We start from the raw sequence: 26,196 nt of genomic DNA, 5'->3' as shown, positions 1-26,196 counted from the left end.
ATATCAAGCAAAAGGCTCAGAACGGGGAAATATTCAGGAAAAAACGCTGTAGCCAGCCCATGGTCTGGACTTCATCCATGACCCCTTTGCTACGAAACTCGATACGGGCATCGGCCACCTGAGTGGAGGGCACGGTACTGCTGCCGGAAATGGAGCGCGGGTCCACCACGCCGGAAAAACGGATGTATTCGCTGCCACGGTTAATGGCGATCTGCTTTTCACCCGCAACCTGCAGGTTGCCATTGGGCAAAACGCCCACTACCGTGGTCGTCAAGGTGCCAGTAAAGGTATTATCGGCACGACTGGAACCCTTGCCCTGCGCCTTGTTCGAGCCGCTGACCTCAAAGTTCTGTTTGCTGCCTATTTCATTGGGCAGGAAAGCCGGGACACCCGTAAAGTCCAGACCACCGCTCCCCGTCCGATCCGTGTTGGTCGAGACATTCTTGGCAGCGTTGGTACGCTCCTGAATCATGATGGTGACAATGTCGCCCACATTGCGGGGCCGTCTGTCTTCAAACAGCGGGTAGTTGCCATACGCCGAGGGTTGGTAGATAGAGCCATTGGCCACCACGGCCGCCGGAACGGCCGGTGGCGGGGCCGCGGTCAAGGGGCCAGTGACCACATCTTCAGGGGGCACCAGCGCGCAACCGGACAGCACAACAAGCGCACCCAGTGCAAGACGGCTCAACAGAGCTTGGAACATTGTCACGATCTCTTCAGGTTTACAGCTGCGTCAGGCGAGCCAACATCTGGTCAGCGGTGGACACGGCCTTGCTATTGATTTCGTAGGCGCGCTGGGCACTGATCATATTGACCAGTTCCTCGGCCACGTTGACGTTGGAGGTTTCGTTGTACTTGTGCATGACCAGACCTGCGCCATCCATACCGGGCTGCAGGAAGTTGGCAGCACCCGAGGCATCGGTTTCGATGTACAGGTTCTCGCCCATGCTTTGCAAGCCAGCCGGATTCACGAAGGTGCTCAGTTGCAACTGGCCCACTTCCACACTGGCACCTGCGGCACCAGGCTGAGTGACCGATACCGTGCCATCACGGGCAATCGTCAGTTCCAGTGCGTTATCGGGAATATTGATAGGAGGCTGAATAGGATAGCCACCTGCGGTAACCAGTTGACCATTCTGGTCGCGCTGCAAACTGCCATCGCGCGTGTAGGCGAAGGTGCCGTCCGGCATTTCCACTTGCAGAAAACCGCTGCCCTGAATGGCAATATCCATATTGTGACCCGTATGCTTCATGTCACCTTGGCTATGGATACGCTCGGTCGCCACCGTGCGCACACCGGTACCGATCTGCAAGCCCGTAGGCAACTGATTGGCCGCACCTACTTGAGCGCCGGGCTGACGAAGGGTTTGATACATCAAGTCTTCAAACACCGCACGGGTCCGTTTGAAACCGGTGGTATTTACGTTGGCCAAGTTATTGGAGATAACGTCCATATTGGTCTGCTGGGCTTCCAGACCGGTCTTGGCAATCCACAGAGAGCGAATCATGTGTGTGTAATCCTTAAAGCCAATGCCTGCGCTATCGGCGCGGCTTAGCCATTAAATGAAAGTAGAGAATTGGCCCGATCTTCGCGGGCGCTGGCGTCCTGGATGACCTTCATCTGGGTCTCAAAACGACGCGCATTGGCAATCATCGCGACCATCGCCTCCGCCGGGTTCACATTGCTTTTTTCGATGAAGCCCGACACCATGCGCACCGACGGATCAGCCGGGGCCGGCGCGCCATTGTTCATGCGAAACAAGCCATCCTGGCCACGCAGCAAATCGGCTGACGGGGGATTGACCATCTTTAACTGGCCCATCACCTGGATATCGCGCGGGTTGTCACCGGCACCCAAGGCGGTCAATTGACCGTCGCTGGAGAAGGTGATCGAACCGCGATCCGGAATTTCAATGGCCTGCCCATCGGCGCTTAGCACGGGCAAGCCACCTTGTGTCACCAACTGGTTCTGGGCGTTGACCACCAGATCGCCCGCCCGCGTGTAGGCTTCCTGGCCATCCAGCGCACGAACGGCAAACCAGCCCTCGCCCGCAATGGCCACATCCAGCGCATTGCCGGTCTCGGCCATGGCACCAGGCTGAAAGCGGCTGCCCGGCGTCACCGTGGCCGTGCCGACGCGGGTTTGCGAACCCACGTCGCTGGTAACGGGAACAGAACGGTAGTACGCCAGTTGCTGGCGGAAACCGGACGTGTTCACGTTGGCCAGATTATTGGTAATGACGTCTTGTTGTTCCAGCGTGCGCTGGGCGCCATTCATGGCGGTATAAATCAGGCGATCCATGACAAGGCTTAACGCAGGTTGACCAGGGTTTGCAGAACCTGATCCTGTGTCTTGATGGTCTGGGCATTAGCCTGGTAAGTACGCTGGGCAATAATCATATTGACCAGTTCCTGCCCCATATCCACGTTGGAATCTTCCACCGCCTGACCTTTGATCGACGCCAGGCCGTTCTCGCCAGGACGACCCAAGATAGGCTGACCCGATGCGCCGGTCTCGGCCCAGGCATTACCGCCCACTGGACTCAGGCCTTGCAGGTTGCTGAAGTCAGCCAACACCAGCGAGCCCAGACGCTGCGTGACACCGTTGGTATAGGACGCGACCATGGTGCCGTCCTTGTCGATGTTCATGCCAGCGTACTCACCCGTGGCATAGCCGTCCTGATAAGGCTTGCCCTTGGCAAACTCGCCACCGAACTGGGTGGTGCCGGTGTAACGCATATCAAACACCAGATCATCCGCGGGCGAGGCATTGCCACCGGGATTGGCCAGGGTGACGTTGACGGTAGCCGGATTGGGGCTGGTCATCACGCCTGAACCGTTAAAGGTCAGGGTCGCGCTGGCAGGCGACAACGGTGTGCTGCCTTTCATGTAGTACACGTCCCACACACTCTCACCGGCCGCATTGGCGGGGCGCTTGACAAAGTATTGGGAAATTTCGTGGCTGTTACCCAGCGAGTCGTAGACGGAATAGCTAAACGAGTTGCTGTACGTCGTGTCGTCTGTGGGATCGAATGCGTTAATGGGATTACCACTGGCATCTTCTGTAGGAATCGCCGCAGCATCCGCAGGCAAGTTGGGCTTGAAATCCAGAGCCGTCGTGGCCTTGGGAGGCACGTTGGCCGACGGCACTTGCAGACGTTGCAACTGAGTGCTGCCTGCACCGTAACCGGTCAGGTAATGACCTTGGGCATTGACCAGGTAGCCGGCCTTGTCTGGAAAGAACTGGCCATTGCGCGAGAACAGCACGGCGCCGTTGCTTTGCTCCAGACGGAACAAGCCATTTGCCCCGTCAATGGCCATATCGAACATATTGCCCGAGTTACTGATGTTGCCGACCGAAAAACGTTGGCTGACACGCGATACCTGCACACCCAGACCGATACGGGAGTTGGCATACACATCCGCAAACTGAACCGTCGAGGCCTTGTAGCCCACGGTGCCCGAGTTGGCAATGTTATTACCGATAGAATCCAGGTTTTGGGAGGCGGCGTTCAAGCCACTCAATCCTTGTCCGAAGCTCATGAACTTTCCTTTTAATGTCGTGTTGGCCCAGCCCACTGACGGGCTGGTGGCACTTACATGATTTTGCGTATATCCAGCAGGGAGAACGAACCGGTCAGGCCAAGATCCAGCATCAAACCGCTGGAGGTATAAGCCACGCTATCGACCTTGCCATGCGTCAATGGACTGGCGGTGACGGCCGTGCCGTCATTGCTGGCCAAGACACTGACGGTGTACGAGGCGTCGGCCAGCGGTAAACCATCGTTATCCAGGCCGTCCCACTCCATGGAGTACACACCCGCCTCTTTAGGACCCAGATCGTATTCACGCACCACTTTGCCGCTGCTGTCCTTGATCTGCACCACGGTCGAAGTCGTCCCGCTGACCAGATCAATTCCGTAGGGCATAGCCACTTTCTCGCCGCTCTGGCTGGTCCCCAGAGACACTTTCGCGCCCGGCACCAGCACTTGCTTGCCGATCAGATTAGCGGCCTGCATGGACTGGCTGACGTCCATTTGCCCGGCCACCGCCAGCAAAGTGTTGTTCAGCTGCTGAATCCCCGCCACCGTGGACATCTGCGCCATCTGAGTCGTGACCTGGGCGTTATCCATAGGGTTGAGTGGGTCCTGATTACGCAACTGCGTAATCAGCATGGTCAGAAAACGGTCTTCCGTCTCGGCCATGGCGCTTTTGTTACGGGCATCCACCCCGGCCATCGCTCCTGCGGTGGGGTCCAGGGAAGTACGATCGTTATTGACTGTGCTCATGCTCTCTTTTTCCGTAAACCGGCTTACTGACCAATGGTCAAGGTACGCAACATCAGATTCTTGGACGTGTTCACCACTTCCACATTGGCCTGATAGGAGCGCGAGGCGGCCAGCATATTGACGGTCTCGGCCACCACATCCACGTTGGGCAGGGTCACGTAACCTTGCTCGTCCGCGTACGGGTTGCCAGGGTCATATTGCAGACGGCCAGGTGCGGTGCTCTCTTGCACGCCCACCACCTGCACACCACCCACAGGACTATTGCCCTGGGGGGTCATTTGAAACACCACCTGGCGAGCTTTGTAAGGCTGGCCATCGGGCCCAACCACACTATCGGCGTTCGCCAGATTACTGGCCGACACGTTCATGCGTTGGGACTGAGCCGTCAGCGCAGAGCCGGCTATCTGGAAAATACTGAAACTGGACATGAAGACTCGCTATTACTGTTGCAAGGCCGCCATCAAGCCTTTCAATCGCTGGGACGCCAGGTTGATCGTGCTTTGATAGTGCAAGGTGTTATCGGCAAATTGCATGCGCTCCACGTCCATCTCGACCGTATTGCCGTCTAAAGAAGGTTGTACAGGAACGCGATAGAGCAACTCGTCCGTACTGGGTGGACGGCTTGCCTGGGCGGGAATATGGCGGGCGGACGTCAAGGCCAAGCTGGTATTGGGCAAGGCCATCTGCCCTTGCCCCCCTAAAGCCGCCTTCATGGCGGCCGTAAAGTCCATATCTCTGGCCTTGTAGTTGGGCGTGTCGGCATTGGCAATATTGGAGGCCAACACCTCCTGGCGCTCCTGGCGCAAAGCCAGTGCCGTTTGGTAAAACTTCAGGTGCTCACCGATGCGATCAATCATGGAGTCAAGCCAATATTCTGTGTTCAAGTTTGAGATCCAGTGAACGCGCGCACGCCTTTTCACCGTCATAACAGCATGGTAGCCAGAGGTACTGCTTCACAAACCCGGGAACAAAACGCAATTTATCGGCCAATTCAGCTCTTGACCTGGCTGCCGAGTCCGTAAAATTCAGCCATGACCTTATATAGACTCCTGACCTGCCTGTGTCTGTTTACCTTGGGTGCGACAGCAAGCGTACGCGCTCAAGAGGACGTTCAGGCTCTCAGTGTGCAAGCTATGCAGGATCAGGCGCAGGACTACCTGCTCCAGCAAGCGCAGATGTATCCTGGCATCGCCACCATCACGCTGGATGCATCGCGCCTGCACGCCATGCCCGCCTGCACTCAAAACCAGTTTTTTCTGCCCAGCGGCCAGCGTCTGCGATCGCGTATGAGCATCGGTGTGCGCTGCCTGAGCCCACAAAGCTGGAGCACCTCCATAGGTGCCACCCTTTCTATCCAAGGACACTATTACGTCCCCAACCGCCGCATCAATCCGGGCGAGACGATCCATCAGGACGACCTGCTTGAACGCGAAGGAGATTTGCTGGCCCTGGCCAACGGCGTGGTCATCAACCCCGAGCAGATCATCGGTTATGTCGCCAGCCAGCGTATTCCTTTAGGCAGTGCGATACGCGCCTCGGCGCTGCGCGATCCACAGTCGATTATGCGCGGCCAGACAGTGCGAACCGTTGCACGTGGCGCGGGCTTTGTCGCCACCGGCGAGGGCCAGGCCTTGCAAAGTGGCGCACCGGGCACCCAGATTCAGATCAAGGCCAGTTCAGGGCAAGTGATTTCAGCCACGGTACTGGATGCGTCCACGGTTCAGGTCGTTCTCTAAACTAAATCCGATGAGCATGCTAAAGTTTGCCTCCAGAGCGCCGTTACAAGATCAACGCAAAGAACAGGCCGCACGGAGAAACACGTGAAGATCAGCCCCTCCTCCCTCAAGACACCGCTTGCTGAAACCACTACCGCAGAACGCAGTACGGGTTCGAATCGTGCGCACCAAGCGTACAACAGCGGCAGCACCAACGAAGTGGACTTCAGCGCCGCCGCCCGCCAGCTCAATTCGCTGCAAGACAGCAGCGCCGATGTAGACATGCAAAAAGTCCAGGCCTTGCGCGAGGCCATTGCAGCAGGCGAGCTCAAGATTGATACCAGTCGGATTGCCGACTCCCTGATTGCCTCCGTGCGCGATCTTCTCAAGTAACCTCCCGAAACGGCCATGTCTTTGCAAACCTGTCTTGCCGATCAACACCAGAGCCTGTTGGATTTTGAGCAGCTATTGGTAGAAGAACACACCCTGCTACTGCGCAGCTTCGTGCCCGAAGAGCTGGCCCAGATTACCCTGCGCAAGTACCAGTTACTTGAACGCATCGAACAACTGGACCAGAGCCGTGCTCAACTCCTGCAAGAGCGCGAACTGGAGAACAACCTTCAAGGTCTGCGCTACGCCGCGGAAGAAGACGAACTGGAAGACGAGCTGGAACAACTGATCGAGCTCAGCGAGAAAGTGCGCAACGCCAGCGACAATAACCGCATTCTGGTTGACACCTTTTTGATCGATACCCAACAGAACCTGGACGCGCTGGAAGCCTTTACGGGCCGCAACACGTTTTACGACGCATCCGGGAAAACACAGAACACGCAGTCTTCCTTGAGCTTGAAGGCTTAAGCCCCAACAGACTCAAGCAGGGTCATGCCAGAGACTGAAAGCGCCAACTAAATAGTTGGCGCTTTTTTTGTCCTGCCTGAATACGGAGAACGCTGCAAGCCACGCTAAGGTACAAGGGCTGAACGCCTGAATGTCCGCATGCCTGAACTCCATTACATTAAATATGATGTATTCTTTGAATACACCAAAAACGATGTATGTTTAAAATACATCAAATTTATTGTATTTAGAATTCAAAGGAGCTAGGCGATGCCAACAAGACTAGACGCCATTGCACTGCACAGCCCGGAGCAAATGCCCAAGCTCATCCGCTCGCTGCGCAAGCGTAAAGGCTGGAGTCAGATAGAGCTGGCAGACAAGCTGAACACGACGCAGCAAGCCATTTCGCGCATGGAAAATGACGCGTCGGGCTTATCGCTTAAAAACCTGTTTTCGGTTCTGGCCGTCCTGGAAGCCAAGATCTCCATTATTGACGCTCACGAACCTGACAAACCTGAATCTATGGAGTGGTGATGCCTGTTCTGGACCTGTGGATGAATGGTCTCTTCGTTGGAAAGTGGTATAAGCCTACCCACGGCTCATCACAACTTCGCTACGCACCAGACTGGATCGCCCATCCTCAAGGCCGGCCGCTGTCTCTATCCCTACCCTTTACATTCAACAATGAAGCACTTCGTGGCGAGGTCGTAGACAACTACTTTGACAATCTACTGCCCGACAATCCCGGGATTCGCCAACGCATCGCCTCCCGCTTCAAGACCCGTTCGCTGGAAACGTTTGCCTTGCTCGAAGCAATAGGTCGGGATGCTGCTGGTGCCGTGCAACTTCTGCCTGAGAACTCTCCAGCGCCGGATATTCACACCCTCACGGCCCGCCCTCTCACTGAAAGCGACGTTGCCGAACATTTACGCGGCACAATTACCGCCCGCCAGGATCTGGCCCCCGAAGACTTTCGTTTTTCACTGGCAGGTGCCCAGGAAAAAACGGCTCTGTTATGGCATCACGGGCAATGGCACATTCCGCAGGGATCGACACCCAGCTCACACATCTTCAAACTACCCTTAGGATTGGCGGGCAATGTCCGCTTTGATCTGAGCCACTCGGTGGAAAACGAATGGCTCTGCATGGAGCTGCTCAAAGAACTGGGCTTGAATGTCGCCCAAACCCAAATTGGCCAGTTTGAAGATCAAAAGGTTCTCATCGTGGAGCGCTTTGACCGTGCCTGGAGCCGTCATGGTCATTTGATACGCCTGCCCCATGAAGACCTGTTACAGGCAAGTGGTTTGCCTTCCCATGCCAAATACGAGTCCGACGGTGGCCCTGGCATCCATGCCATCATGCAGGTCTTATCCGGCTCGTCCAATGCTCTGGCTGACCGACAGGCTTTCTTCAAAACTTTGTTGGTGTTTTACTTGCTGGCCGCCCCAGATGGCCATGCCAAGAACTTCAGCCTGGCCATAGAACCTGGCGGCTACTTCCGTCTGGCACCACTTTACGATGTGCTCTCGGCCTGGCCTTGGGTAGGCACAAAACAAAATCAATGCCCTATTCAGCACGTCAAAATGGCGATGGCACTACGCACCAGCAACACTCGCTACAAGATGCAGGAAATGCTTCTCCGGCATTGGCTTGCCGTAGGAAAAACCTATATAGGACAGCAAGCCACTGAATCCTTAATCGAAGACCTTCACCAGCTTGTGGAGCCAGCCATTCAAAATGTCGCGGCACGATTGCCAGCGCATTTCCCTGAACATATCAAAGACGCCCTCTTCCAGGGACTAAGCAGCAATTTGCAGCGCTTGAAATAAAAAAACCTGCCGTGTGGCAGGCTTTTTCAATCTCGCTGGATTTAGCTCATCGCTTCTTTCAGCACCAGCATCTTTACCAGCGCATCGACTGACTGCCCGGACTTCAGGTTCGGCTTGCCCAGCAAACGCGCACTGAGTTGCCGCACTCCCCGATTATCCGGCGCCTGCAACAAATCCCAGGAAGCCAGCGTTAATTGAGCAGCAGCCAGCAAATGGAGCTCTTCTTCAAACTCGGAATTGCTGGCAGGCAACAAGCCACGCACCGCATTAAACAAACGTGCCATTTCCTGTACCTCGCTACGCAGCATCATGTAGCAGGCCAGACTAGCCGGGGCAATGGCCTCGGAGCCGACGCAATGATGCATCAAAGCAAAGCGGGTTTTCAACACTTTGCCATCGTGACGAGCAACGGTACGCAAGACGATCAAATCCAGATGAACAGGCTCGGCATTGCGGTGCCGCAATTGCACCGGCTCCACGGCATACCACAAGGCAATTTCACCCAGCTTGGCACGTCCCAGTGTTTCCAGATGCAGGCGCGCTGCCAAATCAGGAATGGCGTGAAAAGCCAACTGTTTGCTCAAGGCATTAGGCGTGGTCTTGCCGTCTTTGTGCCACAAGGAAGTCGCGCCTGGAATCAGAGCCAGCCAATCGGCTTGCATATCGGCCCATTGACGCCACATCGTGGGCGAACCACCTTCGAAAATATGCAGCAAATTCACAGGCTGGGCCTGAGCGTTCAGAACCTGCATGGCCTGATTCAGTGCCTGGGTGGGGCTGGGCCGCTCCATACTGCGCACACCACGCACATCCGACCACTGCGACGGAGTTTGCCGCTGATAGTACGGAATACTGAGGGCCTGCCCTTTGGGGCTGAACAGAAAGCTAAAAGAGCATTGTTCCTGAGCACCCGCCGGTTGATGATCTGCGTGGATCACAAGCAAACGGGACATATTGCCTTCGCTGACCTCCTGACACGCGGCACGCATCAAGCCTTGCGCCCGTTGCGCCGCCGCCCCATCCTGAACGGAGGCATTGGGCGCATGCAAATCACGCCAAAAATCATAGGCTTCGGCGCAGGCCAAGCGTTCGTCCAGATCCGCCGCAGCGCGACGGGCCTGCTCCGGGGAAATAGGGCCACCGGCAGAGGCTGCCGACAACAGGCGCGGCAAAACCCGCGCCCGGCGCTCTTGTTCGGCTTGCAGTTCCTGTGCGGAGTGCCCGCCGCTTTCCAGCAAGGCCGCCAGATCGCCAGAACTGGGCGCGTACAGGGGGCGCTGACCCTCGCGTACCTGCAAGGCCGAGTCGACCAGTTCGGCAGCGCTCATAAAGCGTAGATCCTCGGGCACTTTCTGGCCGTTAGACACGTAATGAATGGGCAATTTGAAGCGGATGGCGGTATCCAGAGGGCCGCCCAGCTTGATGGCCTCGTCCACTTTGGAGATGATGCAGCCACTGAGCGCAGTGCCACCATCGTGCGTATAGCTACGTGCCACCTCATCCAGGGTATCGCCTTGGCTGGCCGCATTGAGCACCAGCAAACGCTGCACCCGGCGTCCGGCACCGGCCAGCAAAGCGGCCTGCTCACGCACATAGCGGTCACGCTGGCTGATGCCCATATTGTCGATCAGGATCACCTGATCGGGTCGCACGCCCAGCATCACACTACGCAGTTGCGCCACATCCTGGACAATATGCACGGCGACCCGCATCAAATCGCCATAAATTTTCAATTGCTCATGCGCACCGATCCGATACGTATCGGTAGTTAGCAAAACCACTTTATCGGGACCGAAACGACGCACGGCTCGAGCCGCCAATTTGGCCAGCGTGGTGGTCTTGCCCACTCCCGTGGGCCCCACCAAGGCCAAGGCCAAGCCAGGCTGCCACAAGGAGTCCTCAGAACGCAGCACCGGCAAATGGGTTTCCAACTCTGTACGTACCCATTGCAAGGCCGCACGCGCGCCCAGCTCCTCGGGCAAACGCTTGAGCATGGCACGCAACAAGGCGGTACTGAAACCTTGCGACAACAGGCTCTGAAACAGATTCACCGCCACAGGCGTGCGACGCATCTGGTGACTCCAGACCAAATCATCCATGCGTCCTTCCAATGCGCCACGCAATGCCCCAATCGCGCCCATGACATTGTCAGCCGCTGGGGGCGGAGCCACTTCCTGCTGACGAATGCCGGCGGCCTGATGAGGCACGCTGCCTGGCATGGGCGCACGCTCGGTGGCGGCACCGGGCACGGAGCTGGAATCCGTCGCCAGAATCTCCACCCCGCCATTGACACGACGGTTGGACACAATCAGGGCATCGGGGCCCAAGGCAATGCGTACCTGACGCATGGCTTCACGGCTGGTACTACCAAAAAAGCGACTTATATTCATTCAGACTGACCAATAATGGTGGTGACCCGAAGGATGCGTTCTTCAGGAATTTCAGCGTTAGACAAGACACCCAGCTGGGGAATGTGGTGTCGCAGGAAACGGGACAAGGTGGCCCGCAAAATGGGGGGCACAACCAGCACAGGCGGATCACCATGCTCTTCCTGGAACTGTGTAGCCCGCATGGCATCGGTCAATACCGACTCGGCCAGTCCGGGTTCGAGCGCACCGCTGCTGGTCAGCGCCTGCGTCATGACCCGCTCCAGACGAGCATCCAGACCGATCACACGCAACTCGCCTTCGCCAGGGAACCACTGCTGCACAATGGCGCGGCCCAGCGCCACGCGCAAGACAGCCAGCAGCTCACCGGCCTCCTGGCCAGGCTGAACCGCGCCAGGAGCCAGAATACGCGGCGCATGCTCGGCCAAGGTTTCCACAATGCTGCGCATATCACGAATAGGAACGTCCTCAGCCAGCAGGCCCCGCAAGACCTTGAGCAACAGGCTAAGAGACAGGGTTTGCGGCACAAAATCCTCGACCAGCTTGGGCGCTTCGCGGCCCACATGATCGAGCAGTTGCTGCACTTCCTGACGACCCAGCAAATCGGCCCCGTGGCGATGCAGCAAGTGGTTGATGTGCGTGGCAATGACCGTGCTGGCATCGACCACGGTATAGCCCGCGATCTGTGCCTGCTCGCGCATACTGACATCCACCCATACTGCCGGCAAACCGAAAGCCGGATCCGTAGTCGGTGTACCCGGCAGCTTCATGGTGACGCCACCGGGATCAATGGCCAGCCACTGGCCTGGCGTTGCGGTACCACGGCCAATTTCCACCCCAGCCAGCAAAATGCGATAGTCGTTAGGCTTGAGTTCCAGATTATCCCGAATGTGAACCACAGGCGGCAAAAAGCCCACTTCCTGCGCAAACTTTTTACGCAAGCTGCGGATACGATGCAGCAGCTCGCCATTTTGCGCATGGTCTACCAAAGAGATCAGGCGATAGCCCACTTCCAGGCCCAAGGGGTCCACCATGGACACATCATTCCAGCTAGCTTCGCTGGCAGCAGAGTCAGCCGCCGCCAAGACTTCGTCGTTGGGTTCAGTGGCTTGCTGCACCTGTTCGTTCTGATGCTTTTGCATCAGCCAGGCGCCCGCTCCCAAAATCGCAGCCAGCAGCAAGAACACCAGATTGGGCATGCCGGGAATCAAACCCATCAAGCCTAAAATTGCGGCCGTGATATATAGCACCACAGGGTTGCGGAAAAGCTGGTTGACCATCTGCTGGCCCACGTCTTCGTCCGTCGCCACGCGCGAGACCACCACACCGGCAGCCGTCGAGATGATCAAAGCAGGAATCTGGGCAACCAGACCATCACCAATGGTCAACAAGGTGTAGACGCGGCCGGCCTCCGAAAAGCTCAAACCATGCTGCACGACACCAATAACCAGACCACCAATCACGTTGATGACCATAATCAGCAGGCCCGCTACGGCGTCACCGCGCACGAACTTACTGGCACCATCCATGGAACCGTAGAACTCGGCCTCTTGCGACACCTCAGCGCGGCGGCGCCGTGCATCGTCCTCGCCGATCAAACCGGCATTCAGGTCCGCATCAATGGCCATCTGCTTGCCTGGCAAGGCATCCAGGGTAAAGCGTGCGCCCACCTCCGCAATACGCCCGGCGCCCTTGGTAATCACCACAAAGTTGATGATGACCAAAATCACGAACACGATCAGGCCAACAGCAAAACTGCCACCGACCAGAAAGTGGCCAAAGGCCTCAATGACCTGGCCAGCCGCATCCGGGCCCTTGTGACCGTTCATCAGCACCACACGCGTGGAGGCCACATTCAAGGCCAGGCGCAGCAAGGTGGCAAACAACAGCACGGCCGGGAAAGCGGCAAAGTCCAATGGCTTTTTGGTGAACATGGCCACCAGCAAGATCATGACGGCCAGAGCGATGTTAAAGGTAAACAACAGGTCCAGGAAAAACGGGGGCAAGGGCAAAATCATCATGGCCATCACCATGAGGATCAGCACCGGACCCGCTAAAAGCCGGGCGTGTTGGCCACCATTTTGTTTGAGTAAGGCAAAAAAATTGTTCATTGCTTTTCATGTTTGCGCGAACGCAGTGGGCCTTCATCCATGCCTGTCGGCACGTTCAATCGGGTGGGCATGATCGGGCGCTCGCCCTGCCCCTTGTTCCAGTTACGAAGCTGATAAACCCAGGCCAGCACTTCGGCCACCGCCGAGTACAAATCCACGGGAATCTCGCGCTCCAGTTCAACGTTAAAGTACAGGGCCCGCGCCAGCGCAGGCGCCTGCAACGTGGCCACGTTATGCTCCGCCGCCAGTCCTCGGATCTTGGCGGCAATCAAGCCCGTGCCTTTGGCCACCACACGGGGAGCACCGCCCTTGCCGTCCTGATACTTCAAGGCCACCGCGTAATGCGTGGGGTTGGTCACCACCACATCAGCGCCCGGTACCTGAGACATCATGCGCGAACGGGCCATGGACCGTTGCTGCTGCCGAATGCGACCTTTGACGTGCGGGTCACCTTCGCTTTCCTTATGCTCTTCTTTCACATCCTGATGCGACATGCGCAGCTTCTTGTAAAAGCTCCACAACTGCCAGGGCGCATCAATCAATACAATCACCAGCAAACTGGCAGCGATCAGGGCACAACACTTGATGATCAGCTCCATCCCCGTGGCAATAGCCGCCGTGGGATGCACATACATCAAGGCCGTCATCTGTTCGCGCTCGGTCCAGATGACATACATTGCCACCGAGCCCACCAGACCAGCTTTGGCCAGGGTTTTGATCAGCTCCACGACCGTCTGCATGGAAAACATGCGCTGGATGCCCTTGGCCGGATTCATGCGCTCGAACTTGGGCTGCAGGGCCTTGCCGCTAAAGCTCATACCGCCCAGCGCCATCGAGGCCATCACCGCGACCACCACCAGCAGCAAAAACAAGGGCGCCAACCCCTTTAGTGCCTCACCAGCCAGACTGGCCGCCTGCATCACCATGGCACTGGGATCGTGCGCGACACGTGGATCAAACCAGACGCTGCGCCGCACAATACCGCCAAAGGTCTCGTACAGATAGCCGGCCCCAATCCAGATTCCGCCTATCCCGGCCAGCAGCATCAGGAAGGTAGTCAGCTCTCTGGAACGCGCTACCTGCCCTTCCTCCCGCGCCTTTTCCAGGCGCCGGGGTGAGGCCGGTTCTGTTTTTTCGAGATCGCTGTCTTCTGCCATGGACTGCCAAGACGCAGGAGTTGAAAGAATGAATCACGCGCGCAGCACACATTTTGCGCTCGCACGGCATGCTGCGGGGTCATTCTAAAAGAGGGCTGTGGCTCTGATAGCGCGGAGAAAGCCTGATAAAAGCAGGCTGTTCCTCACAAGCAAAAAGGCGCTGCAATGCGCAGCGCCTTAAGAAAGCAAACCCAATGATCAGGTAGGACCAGAAATCAAAAGCCCAGATTGGCCAGCAAATCGTCCACTTGATCCTGGCTGGTGACCACTTCCGAGGCTACGGGCGAGACCACCGGACCATTGATAAGGCTATGAGTTTCTTCACGTTTTTCTGTAGGAACGTTATCGACCAGCACCTGAACCAGTTCGGTTTCAATCGTACCGACCACACCGAGCATGCGCGTGATCACCTGACCGGTCAGATCCTGAAAATCCTGAGCCATGATGATTTCCAGCAGATTGTCCTGCGTCTGCTGGGCCTTGACAGGCACATCGCGCAAAAAACCACGGGTGCGCTTGACCAGTTCGCGAGCCTGATCCTGGTCCAGGGGCTGTTCAAACCATTGGTCCCATTCGGCATCCAGCGCCTGGGCGTCTGCCTGCAGGGACTCTTGCAAAGGACGCACTTGCTCGGCTGCATTGAGCACCCGGTTGGCGGCCTGCTCAGTCATGCGAGCCACATAGTGCAGACGATCGCGGGCATCCGGAATCGCGTGCGCGGCATCTTTAATGGCCTGATCCAGACCCAATTCGCGCATGCTTTCCCGCAACAGACGGGTCAGATTGGCGATGCGGTAAACCAGATCAACCGGTACGCTCTGGGGGTCGGGATGATTCGATGTTTGCTGTGGATCCATGACGTACTCCGTATTAACCGGCCATTTTCTCGAAGATCTTGTTCAGCTTCTCTTCCAGCGTTGCGGCGGTAAAGGGCTTGACGACGTAGCCATTGGCGCCCGCCTGAGCGGCGGCAATAATGTTCTCTTTTTTGGCCTCGGCCGTCACCATCAGCACCGGCAAAGAAGACAGGCTGGCATCGGCGCGAATCTGCTTGAGCATCTCCAGCCCGTCCAGATTCGGCATGTTCCAGTCAGAGACTACAAACTCAAAATTGCCATTACGCAATTTTTCCAAGCCCATCTGACCATCTTCTGCTTCGTCTACATTCTCGTATCCCAGATCCTTGAGCAGGTTCTTGATAATCCGGCGCATGGTGGGAAAGTCATCGACGACGAGAATTTTTATATTTTTTTGTACCATTTACATTCTCCAAATGAGTAGCATGCCAGTGCGTTCAGGACCGTTTATACACGGTGCCCAAAAGCCCCCACACTGGCCAGAATTCGTTCGCTAATCTGCCCCAAGGGCAACGCTATGTCGGTTGCGCCAATTTGCAAGGCTTCACGCGGCATGCCAAAGACCACGCTGGTGGCCTCGTCCTGGGCAAACGTCATGGCACCGGCCTGTTTCATGGCCAGCAAACCTTGCGCGCCATCCTTGCCCATACCAGTCAGAATGACCCCCACGGCATTGCGTCCGGCCAGTTCGGCGGCAGAGTGAAACAGCACATCGACCGAGGGCCGGTGGCGATTGACAGGTTCACTGTCCACCAGTTTGACCACATAGTTGGCACCCGAGCGGGCCAGCTTCATGTGCGCCACGCCACCAGGAGCCAGATACACGTGACCGGGCAACACGCGTTGGCCATCTTCCGCCTCGTGCACCTGCATGGAGCACAGACCATCCAGCCGGTTTACGAACGAGCGCGTGAAACCGGCTGGCATGTGTTGAGTGATCATGATGGCCGGGCAGTTGGCGGGCAAGGGCTCCAGCACCTGACGAATCGCCTCGGTGCCACCGGTGGAGGCGCCAATCATGATGAGTTTTTCAGTCGTTGAAAAATTATGCGTCAAGCGACGCACCGGGGCCGAGCCTGGCACTGCCGGGACAGCACGGCGCGGACGGGCAATGGAGGCGGCACGGATCTTGTCGGCAATCAGGTCCGAATAATCCAGCAGACCATCGCGCAGACCCAGCTTGGGCTTGGTCACAAAGTCCACTGCACCCAGCTCCAACGCGCGCAAGGTCACGTCCGAATTGCGCTCGGTCAGCGAGGACACCATCACCACGGGCATGGGACGCAAGCGCATCAGACGCTCCAGAAAGTCCAGACCGTCCATGCGGGGCATCTCGACATCCAGCGTCAAGACATCCGGATTGTGCTCTTTGATCAGCTCTCGCGCCACCAGCGGATCGGGGGCAACGGCCACCACTTCCATATCCGCATGGCTATTGATAATTTCCACCATCAGGCTGCGCACCAAGGCGGAGTCATCTACACACAAAACTCGAATTTTCTTCATGCTACTCATAATCCCGATTTCAAGCGCCAACAGAGCTCAGGGCGTGCAAGCCCCCCTTGGACCCTAGTTCCGGACATACACCGTCTGACCCAGCAGGCGAAAGGCTTTGGTCAGGTAGGAGAAGTTCTCGGAATGCCCCACAAACAACAGGCCACCCGGTTTGGTCACAGCGGCGAATCGCTCCAGAATGCGCGTCTGATCGTCCCGGTCAAAATAAATCATGGTGTTTCGACAGAAAATCACATCAAAACGACTGGACGAAGGCCAGGCCGACCCCACCAGATTGAACTCCTCGAACTCCACCATATTGCGCAGCACCGGTTTGACACGCGCCAGGCCTTTGCGAGCCCCCACACCGCGCTGAAAGTAACGCGGCAGCCACAAATCGGGTACGGGCTGGATACGCTCCAGGGTGTACACGCCCTGACGGGCCTTATCCAAGGCGGCCGAATCAATGTCGCTGGCCAGGATAGACACATTCACATCCGGCGAAGGGCAATGTTCGCGCACCGTCATGGCAATGGAATAGGCTTCCTCGCCGGTGGACGCTGCGCTGCACCAGATATCCAGAGGTTTGCCGCGTGTACTGACAAACTTGCCCAGAATATCGAAGTGATGTTGTTCACGGAAAAATGCCGTGTGATTGATGGTGAACGCGTTAACGAAGTCCTGCCACTCCTGGCTATGGGTGTCCTGCTCCAGAATATCCAGGTACTGTCGCACCTCCCGCATACCCGCGTTCTGGCTGCGCATACCCAGTGTGCGGGCCACCATATCTTCTTTGTGGGTACCTAAGATGATGCCCGCATACGACTTGAGCAAGCGCGCGGCTCGCTCACAGTCGGCCCTCGAGGCCTGCGGGATCGAGGGCAATGTATAAACAAAAGGTTCCACAGATGTGCTCATATAACTACAGGCTGGCCAAGGTCCCGCTAAAAGGCCCCGTCGACAGACGCTCGCCGGAACGCAATCGCTCCGGCTCGGGCGCCTCATACGGATCATCGATAATGTCTTGTGCGCTCACTTTGAACGCCGACACCGCGTCGGACAGACGGGTTGCCTGATCCTGCAAGGAGCCCGCTGCTGCGGTTGCCTGCTCGACCAAGGCCGCATTTTGCTGCACAACCACATCCATTTGTGCAACTGCCCGGTTAACCTGCTCAATTCCTTCTGACTGTTCGTTCGAGGCTGACGAAATTTCCGCCATGATAGTGGTCACACTCTGTACCGAACTGACCACCTCCATAACCACTTTGCCCGCCTCATCGACCTGACGGGTTCCTTCTTTAACTTTGGCCAACGACTGCTCGATCAAACCCTTGATCTCACGGGCCGCTTGCGCGCTGCGCTGGGCCAGGCTGCGAACTTCGCCGGCCACCACGGCAAAGCCCTTGCCCTGCTCCCCTGCCCGGGCCGCCTCTACCGCCGCGTTCAAGGCCAGAATATTGGTCTGGAAGGCAATACCATCAATGACATTTACAATCTGGGCAATTTGTCCCGAACTGGCCGACAAGTCTTCCATGGTCTGCACCACAGTCGAGACCGCCTGTCCGCCACGCAGCGCCACATCCGACGCACTCTTGGCGACCTGATCCGCTTGCTGGGCATTGTCCGAGTTCTGACGTACGGTGCTGGCCAACTGCTCCATGCTGGCCGCAGTTTGCTGCAAGGAGGCCGCCTGTTCTTCCGTGCGGCTGCTCAAATCCGTATTGCCCACATAGATTTCACGCGAGCCAAACGTAATTTCTTCCACCCCCTGACGCACGGTATGCACCATGGACTGCAAACTGTTTTGCATGCGTCGTACGGCGTCATACAGCACACCGATTTCATTGGTGGACTTCACTTCCACACGCTGGGTCAAATCGCCGCTGGCAATGCGATCAAAATGTGCACCCGCCTGACGCAAGGGACGCAGCACCATGCGGTTCAGGAACACATACACCGCCAAGGAGATAAACAGGCAAAACACCATCGCCAGCCCCACCAGACGGACCACCATGTTGTACTGCTCGTTTTCTTTCTGGTACTGCTCATCGATAGAGCGCTGCTGAGCTTGCTGCAAGGAATTCAAGGCGCTATAGAGATCTTCTTCCAAAAACTTGGTCGTGGTGGCCACATAGCCACGAAAACCAGCGATATCGCCCTGCTCCAGATAGGCAATCAAAGGCAGCACCCCACCTTGCATCAAGGACATGAAGGCGGCATCCACGCGCTGATAATAGTCGTTGGTGCCTTCCAGTTGCGTGGCAATGCCCTGATACTCAAAAAATGCTTCCTGCGCCAGCTCGAACTGCTTGCGTGTTGCCTCCAGGGCATCCTGGGTCGCTGTGCTGATTGCCGAGGTTTTGGGAGCAACGTCGCTCCACTCGGCCATCAGGTCCTGATTTTGCAGATCGTTGCTGACCACATAGCTGATAGCCGCTCGTCCAATCAGGGTTTGGGTCTCTTTGTAGCTCTCGATGGCCTGATACATGGCCGAGCCTACTCGCTGATTGACCACGATGCTTTGCAGCGCACCGTTATTGGCGCGCAGGGACAAAATCCCCAACGCAGCACCTGCCACCAGCATGACTAAAAAAAACACCAGTACCAGAATCAGACTGGTCCGCACCTTCAGATTGGCCAAACGTAATCCATCCAGCATTGCAAGCACCTTGTCTAGAGTAGATCCGAACATCAGAGGCGCTTGTGACGCCTCCCCCGACCCGAACATTCCTTAAAGGACCCGGTAAACAGGTCCCCGCTTTGCCAGTCTTTGCAGACTCGGGCGATCAGGCCACTGCGCTATCGACCAGCGCCATCTCTTCGCTGGTCATCAATTTTTCAATATCCACCAAAATCAGCATACGTTCACCCAGCGTACCGATCCCGGTCAGGTATTCGGTCGAGAACGCCGTGCCAAAGCTGGGGGCGGCGCTGATCTGGGACGACTGCAAAACCAGCACGTCCGACACACCATCGACCACCACACCGACCACACGGTCGCGCAGATTCAGAATCACCACCACGGTCTGGTGGTCGTACTCCACCCGCTCCATGTTAAAGCGCACCCGCAAGTCCGCGATCGGCACAATCACGCCGCGCAGATTGGTGACACCCTTGATGAAGTTCGGTACGTTGGCAATGCGGGTTACGGTCTGGGAGTCGTAGCCCCGGATCTCCTGAACTTTCAGAATATCGATGCCGTATTCCTGGTCGCCCAGAGTAAATACCAGATACTCCTTGCCGCCAGCCTCGGCAGCTTCGGAGTGGGAAGTAAAGTCGTTGGACATAAAGATCTCCGAATAATCAGGCCCACGTCGAGGCGGGGTCACGCGCCAGACGTTGCAAGGCAAAAACATCAACAATCAGGGCTACGCTGCCATCGCCCAAAATGGTGGCAGCAGAAATACCCGGAATTTTTCGGTAGTTGGCTTCCAGGTTCTTGACCACGACTTGATGCTGACCAATCAGGTGATCGACCAGCAAGGCAAAGCGCATGTCTTCGGCCTGCAAGATAACGGCAATTGCGCGGGTCACATCTTTCTCGGCCTCTTCAACCGAGAAAATATCCCGCAGGGAAATCAGGGGCAGATACTCGCCGCGCACAAACATCACGTGATCGGTATCGGATACACGGCGCAACTGCTCTTCGGTGGGCTGCATGGATTCGGTCACGTGGGCCAACGGCAAGATAAAGACCTCATTGCCTACCTGCACCGACATGCCATCCAAAATGGCCAGCGTCAGGGGCAGGACAATACGGGTGGTAGTGCCCTGACCCGCACGTGAGTACAGTTGCACGTGACCACCCATGCTTTGAATATTGCGTCGCACCACGTCCATACCCACGCCACGCCCGGAAATTTCCGTCACTTTCTCGGCCGTAGAAAAGCCCGGTGCAAAAATCAGTTGCCAGACCTCATCGTCCGGCATGGTATCGGTCACTGGCAAGCCCGAGGACATGGCTTTTTTCAGAATGCGTTCGCGGTTCAGACCAGCGCCATCGTCCACCACCTCGATAATGATGTGGCCACCTTGATGCTGGGCCGACAAGGTCAGCACGCCCTCTTCTTCCTTGCCCACAGCCAGACGATCCTCAGGCATTTCAATGCCGTGGTCGATACTGTTGCGCACCAGGTGAGTGAGCGGGTCAATAATGCGTTCGATCAGGCTCTTGTCCAGCTCGGTGGCCTGCCCTTTGGTGACCAGACGAATTTTCTTGTTCATGCGCGCGGCGCTTTCACGCACCACACGCGGGAAGCGGCTGAACACATAGTCCATGGGCATCATGCGGATGGACATCACGGACTCTTGCAAATCACGTGCATTGCGTTCCAGTTGCTCAATACCGTTGAGCAAACGATCATGGACGACTGGATCCAGCGTCGAGGCCGTTTGCACCAACATGGCTTGGGTAATGACCAGCTCGCCCACCAGGTTGATGATTTGATCCACTTTCTCCACACCGACACGGATAGTGCCGGACTCTTTGGGAGCGGCAGCCTTGGCCGGTTTTTCTGCTGCTTTGGCCGTGGCAGCAGGCACAACCGCTTGGGTTTTCTCAGGTTCGGCAGCCGCAGCAACTGGCGGAACTGGCGCAGCAGTCGCTTGTGCTGTCACGGGAGGCTCGGCAGCCTCGGTACTCACAGAAGCCACGGTCGCCTCTGAAGCCTGAGCAGGTGCAGCGGCTTGTCCCGGCACAGCGGCCGGTTTTACCGACACCTGATCGGCATTCAAAATAAAGCAGCACACAGCCAGAATATCGTCAGCCGAACCCGTGGTTTCCACCCAGATATCCAGGCGGTCACCCTCGCGTGTCTGATGGACGATGGTGCCCATCAGCTCCATTTCCTGTTGCAAAGCCTGGGCATCTTTATCCGACACCGGTCCCATGGACACCCGCAGCGGCAGGCCGGTTGTATCGGCAGCCGGTTCGGGTTCCGGTTCAGGCTCGGCCTGCAAAATCGCTTCGGTGCCTTTCGTATCGGTTGCCAAAATGCCCTTTTGTTCCAGGGCCAATTGCCTCAGTTGCGCGCAGATGCGGGTGTAGGCTTCCTCGTCAGGCTCCTGTTCCTCGCGGTAGGCATTGACTTGTCCGGTTAGCACGTCCTTGGTTTCCAGAAAGAGGTCAATCATGTCCTTGCGCAATTGCATTTCGCCATTACGGACCAGATCGAGCAGATTTTCGAGTAAGTGGGTGGTTTCAGCCAGCTGACCGAAGCAACCAAACGTGCCGGCACCACCCTTGATTGAGTGCGCGGCCCGGAAGATGGCATTGAGCTGATCGCGATCAGGCTCGTCCAGATCCAGCTCCAGCAGCAAGCGCTCCATGTCCGCCAGCAACTCATCGGCTTCATCGAAAAAGGTTTCGTAAAACTGACTCAGATCTACGCCGGAGCTCATGAACACTTCCTTCCTGGTTATGGCTTAGAACAACAAAACAAAAAGCACAGCCCAATCGCGTAGGCCATCGGGCCTATTAACAGGCCTTAAGGCACCATTGGCAAGGCAGAAGGCATTTCAGGCAGACCGGGAATATGAATACTGATGGGTCCCTCGGTCTCCTGCATGGCTTCGCGCAAATCAAACTCTTCCGAACCGCTTGCGGCCTGCTCATCCATGCGTCGTTCCGCCCGGCTATTGAGCACGAGCAGGCTGATACGTCGATTTACGGCTGCAGCCGGGTTATCTTTAACCAGACTTACACTATCGGCCAAACCCACCACCTGCTTGACTTTGGCCTCGGCCAGGCCGCCAGCCACCAGCTCCTGTCGAGCGGCATTGGCACGGTCGGCGGACAACTCCCAGTTACTGTACAAACGCTCGCCACTGGCGTACTGCAGCGAATCGGTGTGACCGGAAATCAGAATCCGGTTAGGCATCTCGTTCAAGGGGGAACTTAGCGAGCGCAAAATGGCCCGCATGTAAAGTTGCACCTGGGCACTGCCCGTAGAGAACATGGGGCGGCTTTGACGGTCAATAATCTGAATACGCAAACCGTCCTGGGTCATGTCCAGCAACAACTGCGGACGGAACTCTTTCAGGACGGGATCAATACGAATTAACTCCTCCAGCGCTGATTTCAAATCCTCCAGACGCTCGACGTCCTGACGGTCGTCGGCGGCCTGGTTGTTGCTGACACCAGGATGAGGATTGGGAACCAGACTGGGCTGACCACCCGGGATGACACTGCGTGAATAGTCAGACTGATGGCCACCAGAGACGGCATCCATCAAGGGCATGCGAAAGTAATCGGCGATTTCCTTCAAGTCCTGCTTGGGAACCAGAGAAAGAATCCACATCACCAGAAAAAAAGCCATCATTGCCGTCATGAAATCGGCATAGGCAATTTTCCAGCTACCACCATGGTGCTCGGCATGGGCCATCTTCTTGCGACGGATGACCACGCGATCCTTATGATTGCTCATGAACGCATCCGCTTACGCTTTGCGACCAGCACCCGAGCGGGCCTGACGCACATGCTCCTCCAGTTCCTGGAACGAGGGGCGATCGGAGGAAAACAGCACTTTACGGCCAAACTCCACCGCCAGTTGGGGAGGGTAGCCATTCAGGTTGGCCAGTAAGGTCACCTTGATGCATTCCAGAACCTTGACCGAGTCCGACGTACGGCGCTCGATCGTTGCGGCCAGTGGCGCGACAAAACCGTAGGCCATCAAAATACCCAGAAAGGTCCCCACCATGGCCTTGGAAATCAGATCAGCCAGCACGGCGGGCGGCTGGTCAACCGAAGCCAGGGCTTTCACCACCCCCAGCACCGCCGCCACAATGCCGAAAGCGGGCAAGGCATCAGCCACTTCACGCAAGGCGCGCGCTGGCACATTCAGCTCATGCTCGTGGGTTTCAATGTCCTGATCCATCAGCGTTTCAATTTCAAACGAGCTCATATTGCCGCTGATCATCAAACGCAGGTAGTCGGACACAAAGTTCATCAGAACCGGATCCTTCACCACATTGGGGTAATCGGAAAAGATAGGACTTTGCTGAGGATTTTCGATATCGGCCTCGATAGACATCATGCCATCGCGCCGTGCCTTGTTCAGCAGCACCGACAGCATGCCCATCAGTTGCATATATAACTGCTTGTTGTAGGGGCTACTGCGAAAGGCGGTCGGCAAGGCTCTGGCCAGCAGCTTGATGGACTTACCGCTGTTGGACGCAAAGTAGGCCCCAAGGGCCGCGCCACCAATCAGCAATAACTCAAAAGGCTGGTAGAGCGCACCCAGATGCCCACCCAGCCCCACAAAGCTCCCGAAAACGGAAACGAAAACAATGATATATCCAAGGATGATAAGCACGGATACGCCTTCTTCAAATACACGCTGCTAATGATGGCGGCAAGCAACCGGGCTAAAACGACGCGTTAATGGCCTTTTTCCAGCCTAGATCGACGCTTCCAGTTGCCTTGACACGTTCAGATTCTTATCAGATCCACATCAAAAACCAGCATCCATCCGGCTTTGCTGCACACTGACGATACAAAAGCTCTTGTTAAACGGGCACGTCTACCTGGACGTTGACATGCCCCGGGGCTCTGGATTGCGACTGCCTGACAGGCTCCGATTTTCGGCTTTTGCTAGCAGGAGACGTAGAGGCGCTGCGCGCCTTGCTGGCACGCGTCTTGCCTGCCCGTGGGGGCGGACGGCAAATGGCACAAATAAAGCCCGCGTCAGGGTCGTGCGCATGGGCCACAAAGCCCCCTTTGCAGCGTTCGCATTGGGACAGTTGCAGCAAGCCACTATCAAAAAAGCGCAACAGCATCCACGCACGGGTAAAACTGAGCACAGGCTCTTCATCTGGCTCGAGCTCCGAGCGCCCGGCCGAGGATTGCTCCAGGTACAAACGATAGGCCTCAACCAGCGCACGACTTTTGTCGCAAGGCGTATGCACAGCCATGAACTGGTAAATACTAAAGAAAAGACTGGAGTGGATATTGGGCAGCCAGGTCATGAACCAGTCGACAGAAAAAGGGAGCATGCCTTTAGGCGGCGAGCAGCCTTTGACTTCGCGGTATAAACGGGCCAGCCGGTCATAGCTCAATGATGTTTCTGCTTGCAAAACCTGCAAGCGCGCCCCCAGCTCAATCATGTCGGAAGCCAGCCCAATTTCCTGGGCTTCTTTGGCGACGCTTTTTATAGCCATAGTTCTTGATGTAATAAGTTCGCAGCGGGTTTAACCGGCTTGCTCTGCCGTCGCGCGTTGGGACAGAAGAATGGTGGAGTGGGCCTGCTGCAATACCCCTCCGAGCACATCCTGCGTCAAGGTGGTAAGCAGGTCGTAATCGTTGAAACGGAAACCGCAAATCAACGAACTGGAGCTGGCCAGTTTGACCAATTGAGCAGGTGACAGACGCAGCAAAGTCTCTGCCACATCGGAGTCAAAGCCCAAACGGAACATACCTGCCGAAAAATTCTCCCGCAGCAAACGTTGTGCGAGTAACAAGTACGACAAATTGACTTCCTGAATATCATTCAGCAGCGAATTTTCCGATACGGGCATGTCAGCCATCCTTGTAAAACTGTTAATCAGCTAGTTCTGTAACGAAACATATTTAAAACATATAAAGTTACATAAATATGTTTCATGCCTTGCAATATATTGCATGAATACATTTTTTACATTATCAACGCTCTCGACACAAACTGTCCATGAATACTCTAAAAACATGGAAAACGTCGGATATATGCAATAAACGTATCAAGACACAGCAGAATATTATCAGATGCTCACTTAATGTTGTATATATAAACTAGATGTAACATGACAAAAATCAAAACGCTTGTATCAAAAATGTGTTTTGTTGCATGTATTAATCATTAATTCATGACTATTTCGTCGATCCCGCTTAGGCTCTGCCTGAAAATCGACGAAATATCGGATATTCTTCCGATAAGCGTTTGTGCCGCCAACCCCACATCCGTTTTGTAACAGCCCATGATTCCTGCTGCTTTTACGCAACGTCTGCTTACCCTGTGCCTGACTCTGCTTCTGGCGGCTTGCGCACATACCCCTTCTTCACGCCCTCCAACTACCCATACCTTTGAGCTTGATGAGCAACGGCGTTCCGCCGTGGTCCTGTCCGCCTTGAGCCTGCTGGATACCCCGTATCGCTACGGCGGGCACAAACCATCTACCGGCTTTGATTGCAGTGGGCTGGTGCATTATGTATTCAGTCAGGAATCCAGCTCCCCTGTTCCGCGTCGTACCAGCGATCAGGCCGGCGCGGCGCGGCGCGTCAGCCGCTCGCAGCTACGCCCTGGCGATCTGGTGTTTTTTAATACACTGGGCACGCCCAACTCGCATGTCGGTATCTATATAGGCAAGCAACAGTTCATCAATGCGCCCTCCAGTGGTGGGCGCGTACGAATTGATTCTTTGGATAATCCCTATTTCGCCAAACGCTTTGAAACGGCTCGCACATTCTTTGATTGATTCATCGACAAGCCTGCAGTATCGGGATTGAATGGAACATGAGCCTGTATGACAAGACCCTGTTCCATTGAGC

27 protein-coding genes are annotated in these 26,196 nt (G+C 56.3%); 6 read left to right on the top strand and 21 right to left on the bottom strand.

Translation table 11 applies throughout. The annotated features are described in order from the left end of the window. Positions 1-16 precede the first annotated feature (16 nt). The 7 genes from OKX01_RS06035 to flgB are packed head-to-tail and all read right to left on the bottom strand — an operon-like array spanning position 17 to position 5,146. Positions 17-703: a flagellar basal body L-ring protein FlgH gene (locus tag OKX01_RS06035; protein WP_108727142.1), complete on the bottom strand. Its 687-nt coding sequence runs from the start codon at positions 701-703 to the stop codon at positions 17-19. Positions 704-722: 19 nt separating this feature from the next. Next, a complete protein-coding gene (gene flgG / locus OKX01_RS06030; RefSeq protein ID WP_094196111.1) occupies positions 723-1,508 on the bottom strand; it encodes a flagellar basal-body rod protein FlgG in 786 nt (261 codons plus the stop codon). A gap of 44 nt (positions 1,509-1,552) precedes the next feature. Further along, positions 1,553-2,302: a flagellar basal-body rod protein FlgF gene (flgF, locus tag OKX01_RS06025; RefSeq protein WP_108727141.1), complete on the bottom strand. Its 750-nt coding sequence runs from the start codon at positions 2,300-2,302 to the stop codon at positions 1,553-1,555. A gap of 8 nt (positions 2,303-2,310) precedes the next feature. Continuing rightward, positions 2,311-3,543, bottom strand: a complete 1,233-nt coding sequence (gene flgE, locus OKX01_RS06020; protein WP_125277755.1) for a flagellar hook protein FlgE — start codon at positions 3,541-3,543, stop codon at positions 2,311-2,313. 53 nt (positions 3,544-3,596) lie between these two features. Beyond that, positions 3,597-4,289 carry a flagellar hook capping FlgD N-terminal domain-containing protein gene (locus OKX01_RS06015; protein ID WP_264672609.1) on the bottom strand — a complete coding sequence of 231 codons (693 nt, stop codon included), beginning with the start codon at positions 4,287-4,289 and terminating at the stop codon, positions 3,597-3,599. A gap of 23 nt (positions 4,290-4,312) precedes the next feature. Continuing rightward, positions 4,313-4,717 (bottom strand): flagellar basal body rod protein FlgC, encoded by a 405-nt coding sequence (gene flgC, locus OKX01_RS06010; RefSeq protein ID WP_094196107.1) that lies wholly within the window; start codon positions 4,715-4,717, stop codon positions 4,313-4,315. Between the two features lie 12 nt (positions 4,718-4,729). Next, a complete protein-coding gene (gene flgB, locus OKX01_RS06005; RefSeq protein ID WP_094196106.1) occupies positions 4,730-5,146 on the bottom strand; it encodes a flagellar basal body rod protein FlgB in 417 nt (138 codons plus the stop codon). Positions 5,147-5,320: 174 nt separating this feature from the next. On the opposite strand from flgB, the gene flgA reads away from it, so the two are divergent. The 5 genes from flgA (at position 5,321) to OKX01_RS05980 (ending at position 8,670) form a co-directional block, all read left to right on the top strand. Continuing rightward, a complete protein-coding gene (gene flgA / locus OKX01_RS06000) occupies positions 5,321-6,025 on the top strand; it encodes a flagellar basal body P-ring formation chaperone FlgA (protein ID WP_094196105.1) in 705 nt (234 codons plus the stop codon). A gap of 84 nt (positions 6,026-6,109) precedes the next feature. Beyond that, positions 6,110-6,397, top strand: a complete 288-nt coding sequence (gene flgM / locus OKX01_RS05995) for a flagellar biosynthesis anti-sigma factor FlgM (RefSeq protein ID WP_094196104.1) — start codon at positions 6,110-6,112, stop codon at positions 6,395-6,397. 15 nt (positions 6,398-6,412) lie between these two features. Next, positions 6,413-6,862: a flagellar export chaperone FlgN gene (gene flgN / locus OKX01_RS05990; RefSeq protein ID WP_108727138.1), complete on the top strand. Its 450-nt coding sequence runs from the start codon at positions 6,413-6,415 to the stop codon at positions 6,860-6,862. Between the two features lie 249 nt (positions 6,863-7,111). Beyond that, the gene (locus tag OKX01_RS05985) at positions 7,112-7,375 is read left to right on the top strand and encodes a helix-turn-helix domain-containing protein (protein WP_052363008.1); all 264 of its coding nucleotides are present in this window, start codon (positions 7,112-7,114) and stop codon (positions 7,373-7,375) included. Between the two features lie 20 nt (positions 7,376-7,395). Further along, positions 7,396-8,670: a type II toxin-antitoxin system HipA family toxin gene (locus OKX01_RS05980; protein WP_264672608.1), complete on the top strand. Its 1,275-nt coding sequence runs from the start codon at positions 7,396-7,398 to the stop codon at positions 8,668-8,670. A 41-nt stretch (positions 8,671-8,711) separates the two neighbouring features. Here the strand turns inward: OKX01_RS05980 and flhF are convergent, their stop codons facing one another. The 14 genes from flhF to flhD form a co-directional block, all read right to left on the bottom strand. Next, positions 8,712-11,060, bottom strand: a complete 2,349-nt coding sequence (gene flhF, locus OKX01_RS05975; RefSeq protein WP_264672607.1) for a flagellar biosynthesis protein FlhF — start codon at positions 11,058-11,060, stop codon at positions 8,712-8,714. After that, entirely contained in the window at positions 11,057-13,168 is a 2,112-nt protein-coding gene (flhA, locus tag OKX01_RS05970; RefSeq protein ID WP_094196101.1) for a flagellar biosynthesis protein FlhA, read from the bottom strand. The genes flhF and flhA overlap by 4 nt, the downstream gene beginning before the upstream one ends. Further along, positions 13,165-14,325 carry a flagellar biosynthesis protein FlhB gene (gene flhB / locus OKX01_RS05965; RefSeq protein ID WP_230018712.1) on the bottom strand — a complete coding sequence of 387 codons (1,161 nt, stop codon included), beginning with the start codon at positions 14,323-14,325 and terminating at the stop codon, positions 13,165-13,167. Before flhB ends, flhA begins: the two co-directional genes overlap by 4 nt. Before the next feature lie 215 nt (positions 14,326-14,540). Continuing rightward, the gene (gene cheZ, locus OKX01_RS05960; protein WP_108727136.1) at positions 14,541-15,182 is read right to left on the bottom strand and encodes a protein phosphatase CheZ; all 642 of its coding nucleotides are present in this window, start codon (positions 15,180-15,182) and stop codon (positions 14,541-14,543) included. Positions 15,183-15,195: 13 nt separating this feature from the next. After that, positions 15,196-15,585, bottom strand: a complete 390-nt coding sequence (gene cheY / locus OKX01_RS05955) for a chemotaxis response regulator CheY (RefSeq protein WP_094196098.1) — start codon at positions 15,583-15,585, stop codon at positions 15,196-15,198. A gap of 44 nt (positions 15,586-15,629) precedes the next feature. Continuing rightward, positions 15,630-16,688: a protein-glutamate methylesterase/protein-glutamine glutaminase gene (locus tag OKX01_RS05950; RefSeq protein WP_094196097.1), complete on the bottom strand. Its 1,059-nt coding sequence runs from the start codon at positions 16,686-16,688 to the stop codon at positions 15,630-15,632. A 63-nt stretch (positions 16,689-16,751) separates the two neighbouring features. Beyond that, positions 16,752-17,594, bottom strand: a complete 843-nt coding sequence (locus OKX01_RS05945; RefSeq protein WP_230018714.1) for a CheR family methyltransferase — start codon at positions 17,592-17,594, stop codon at positions 16,752-16,754. Between the two features lie 4 nt (positions 17,595-17,598). Continuing rightward, a complete protein-coding gene (locus OKX01_RS05940; protein WP_094196095.1) occupies positions 17,599-19,335 on the bottom strand; it encodes a methyl-accepting chemotaxis protein in 1,737 nt (578 codons plus the stop codon). 127 nt (positions 19,336-19,462) lie between these two features. After that, positions 19,463-19,963 (bottom strand): chemotaxis protein CheW, encoded by a 501-nt coding sequence (locus tag OKX01_RS05935; RefSeq protein ID WP_094196094.1) that lies wholly within the window; start codon positions 19,961-19,963, stop codon positions 19,463-19,465. Between the two features lie 16 nt (positions 19,964-19,979). Beyond that, positions 19,980-22,076 (bottom strand): chemotaxis protein CheA, encoded by a 2,097-nt coding sequence (gene cheA, locus OKX01_RS05930; protein ID WP_264672606.1) that lies wholly within the window; start codon positions 22,074-22,076, stop codon positions 19,980-19,982. Positions 22,077-22,162: 86 nt separating this feature from the next. Further along, a complete protein-coding gene (gene motB / locus OKX01_RS05925; protein ID WP_108727133.1) occupies positions 22,163-23,101 on the bottom strand; it encodes a flagellar motor protein MotB in 939 nt (312 codons plus the stop codon). A 12-nt stretch (positions 23,102-23,113) separates the two neighbouring features. After that, positions 23,114-23,989 carry a flagellar motor stator protein MotA gene (gene motA / locus OKX01_RS05920; RefSeq protein WP_108727132.1) on the bottom strand — a complete coding sequence of 292 codons (876 nt, stop codon included), beginning with the start codon at positions 23,987-23,989 and terminating at the stop codon, positions 23,114-23,116. 193 nt (positions 23,990-24,182) lie between these two features. Then, positions 24,183-24,833 carry a flagellar transcriptional regulator FlhC gene (flhC, locus tag OKX01_RS05915; protein WP_094196090.1) on the bottom strand — a complete coding sequence of 217 codons (651 nt, stop codon included), beginning with the start codon at positions 24,831-24,833 and terminating at the stop codon, positions 24,183-24,185. A 30-nt stretch (positions 24,834-24,863) separates the two neighbouring features. Beyond that, a complete protein-coding gene (gene flhD, locus OKX01_RS05910; protein ID WP_094196089.1) occupies positions 24,864-25,190 on the bottom strand; it encodes a flagellar transcriptional regulator FlhD in 327 nt (108 codons plus the stop codon). Between the two features lie 435 nt (positions 25,191-25,625). Between flhD and OKX01_RS05905 the strand changes: the two genes are divergently transcribed. Next, positions 25,626-26,123: a C40 family peptidase gene (locus tag OKX01_RS05905; RefSeq protein WP_108727131.1), complete on the top strand. Its 498-nt coding sequence runs from the start codon at positions 25,626-25,628 to the stop codon at positions 26,121-26,123. The last annotated feature ends 73 nt before the right edge of the window (positions 26,124-26,196 follow it).

It is taken from the genome of Alcaligenes sp. SMD-FA, from assembly GCF_025960365.1.
Taxonomy (GTDB): Bacteria; Pseudomonadota; Gammaproteobacteria; order Burkholderiales; family Burkholderiaceae_B; genus Alcaligenes; species Alcaligenes aquatilis.
The sequence above is the reverse complement of the archived record's forward strand: the minus strand, read 5'-3'. Positions and strand labels throughout refer to the sequence as shown.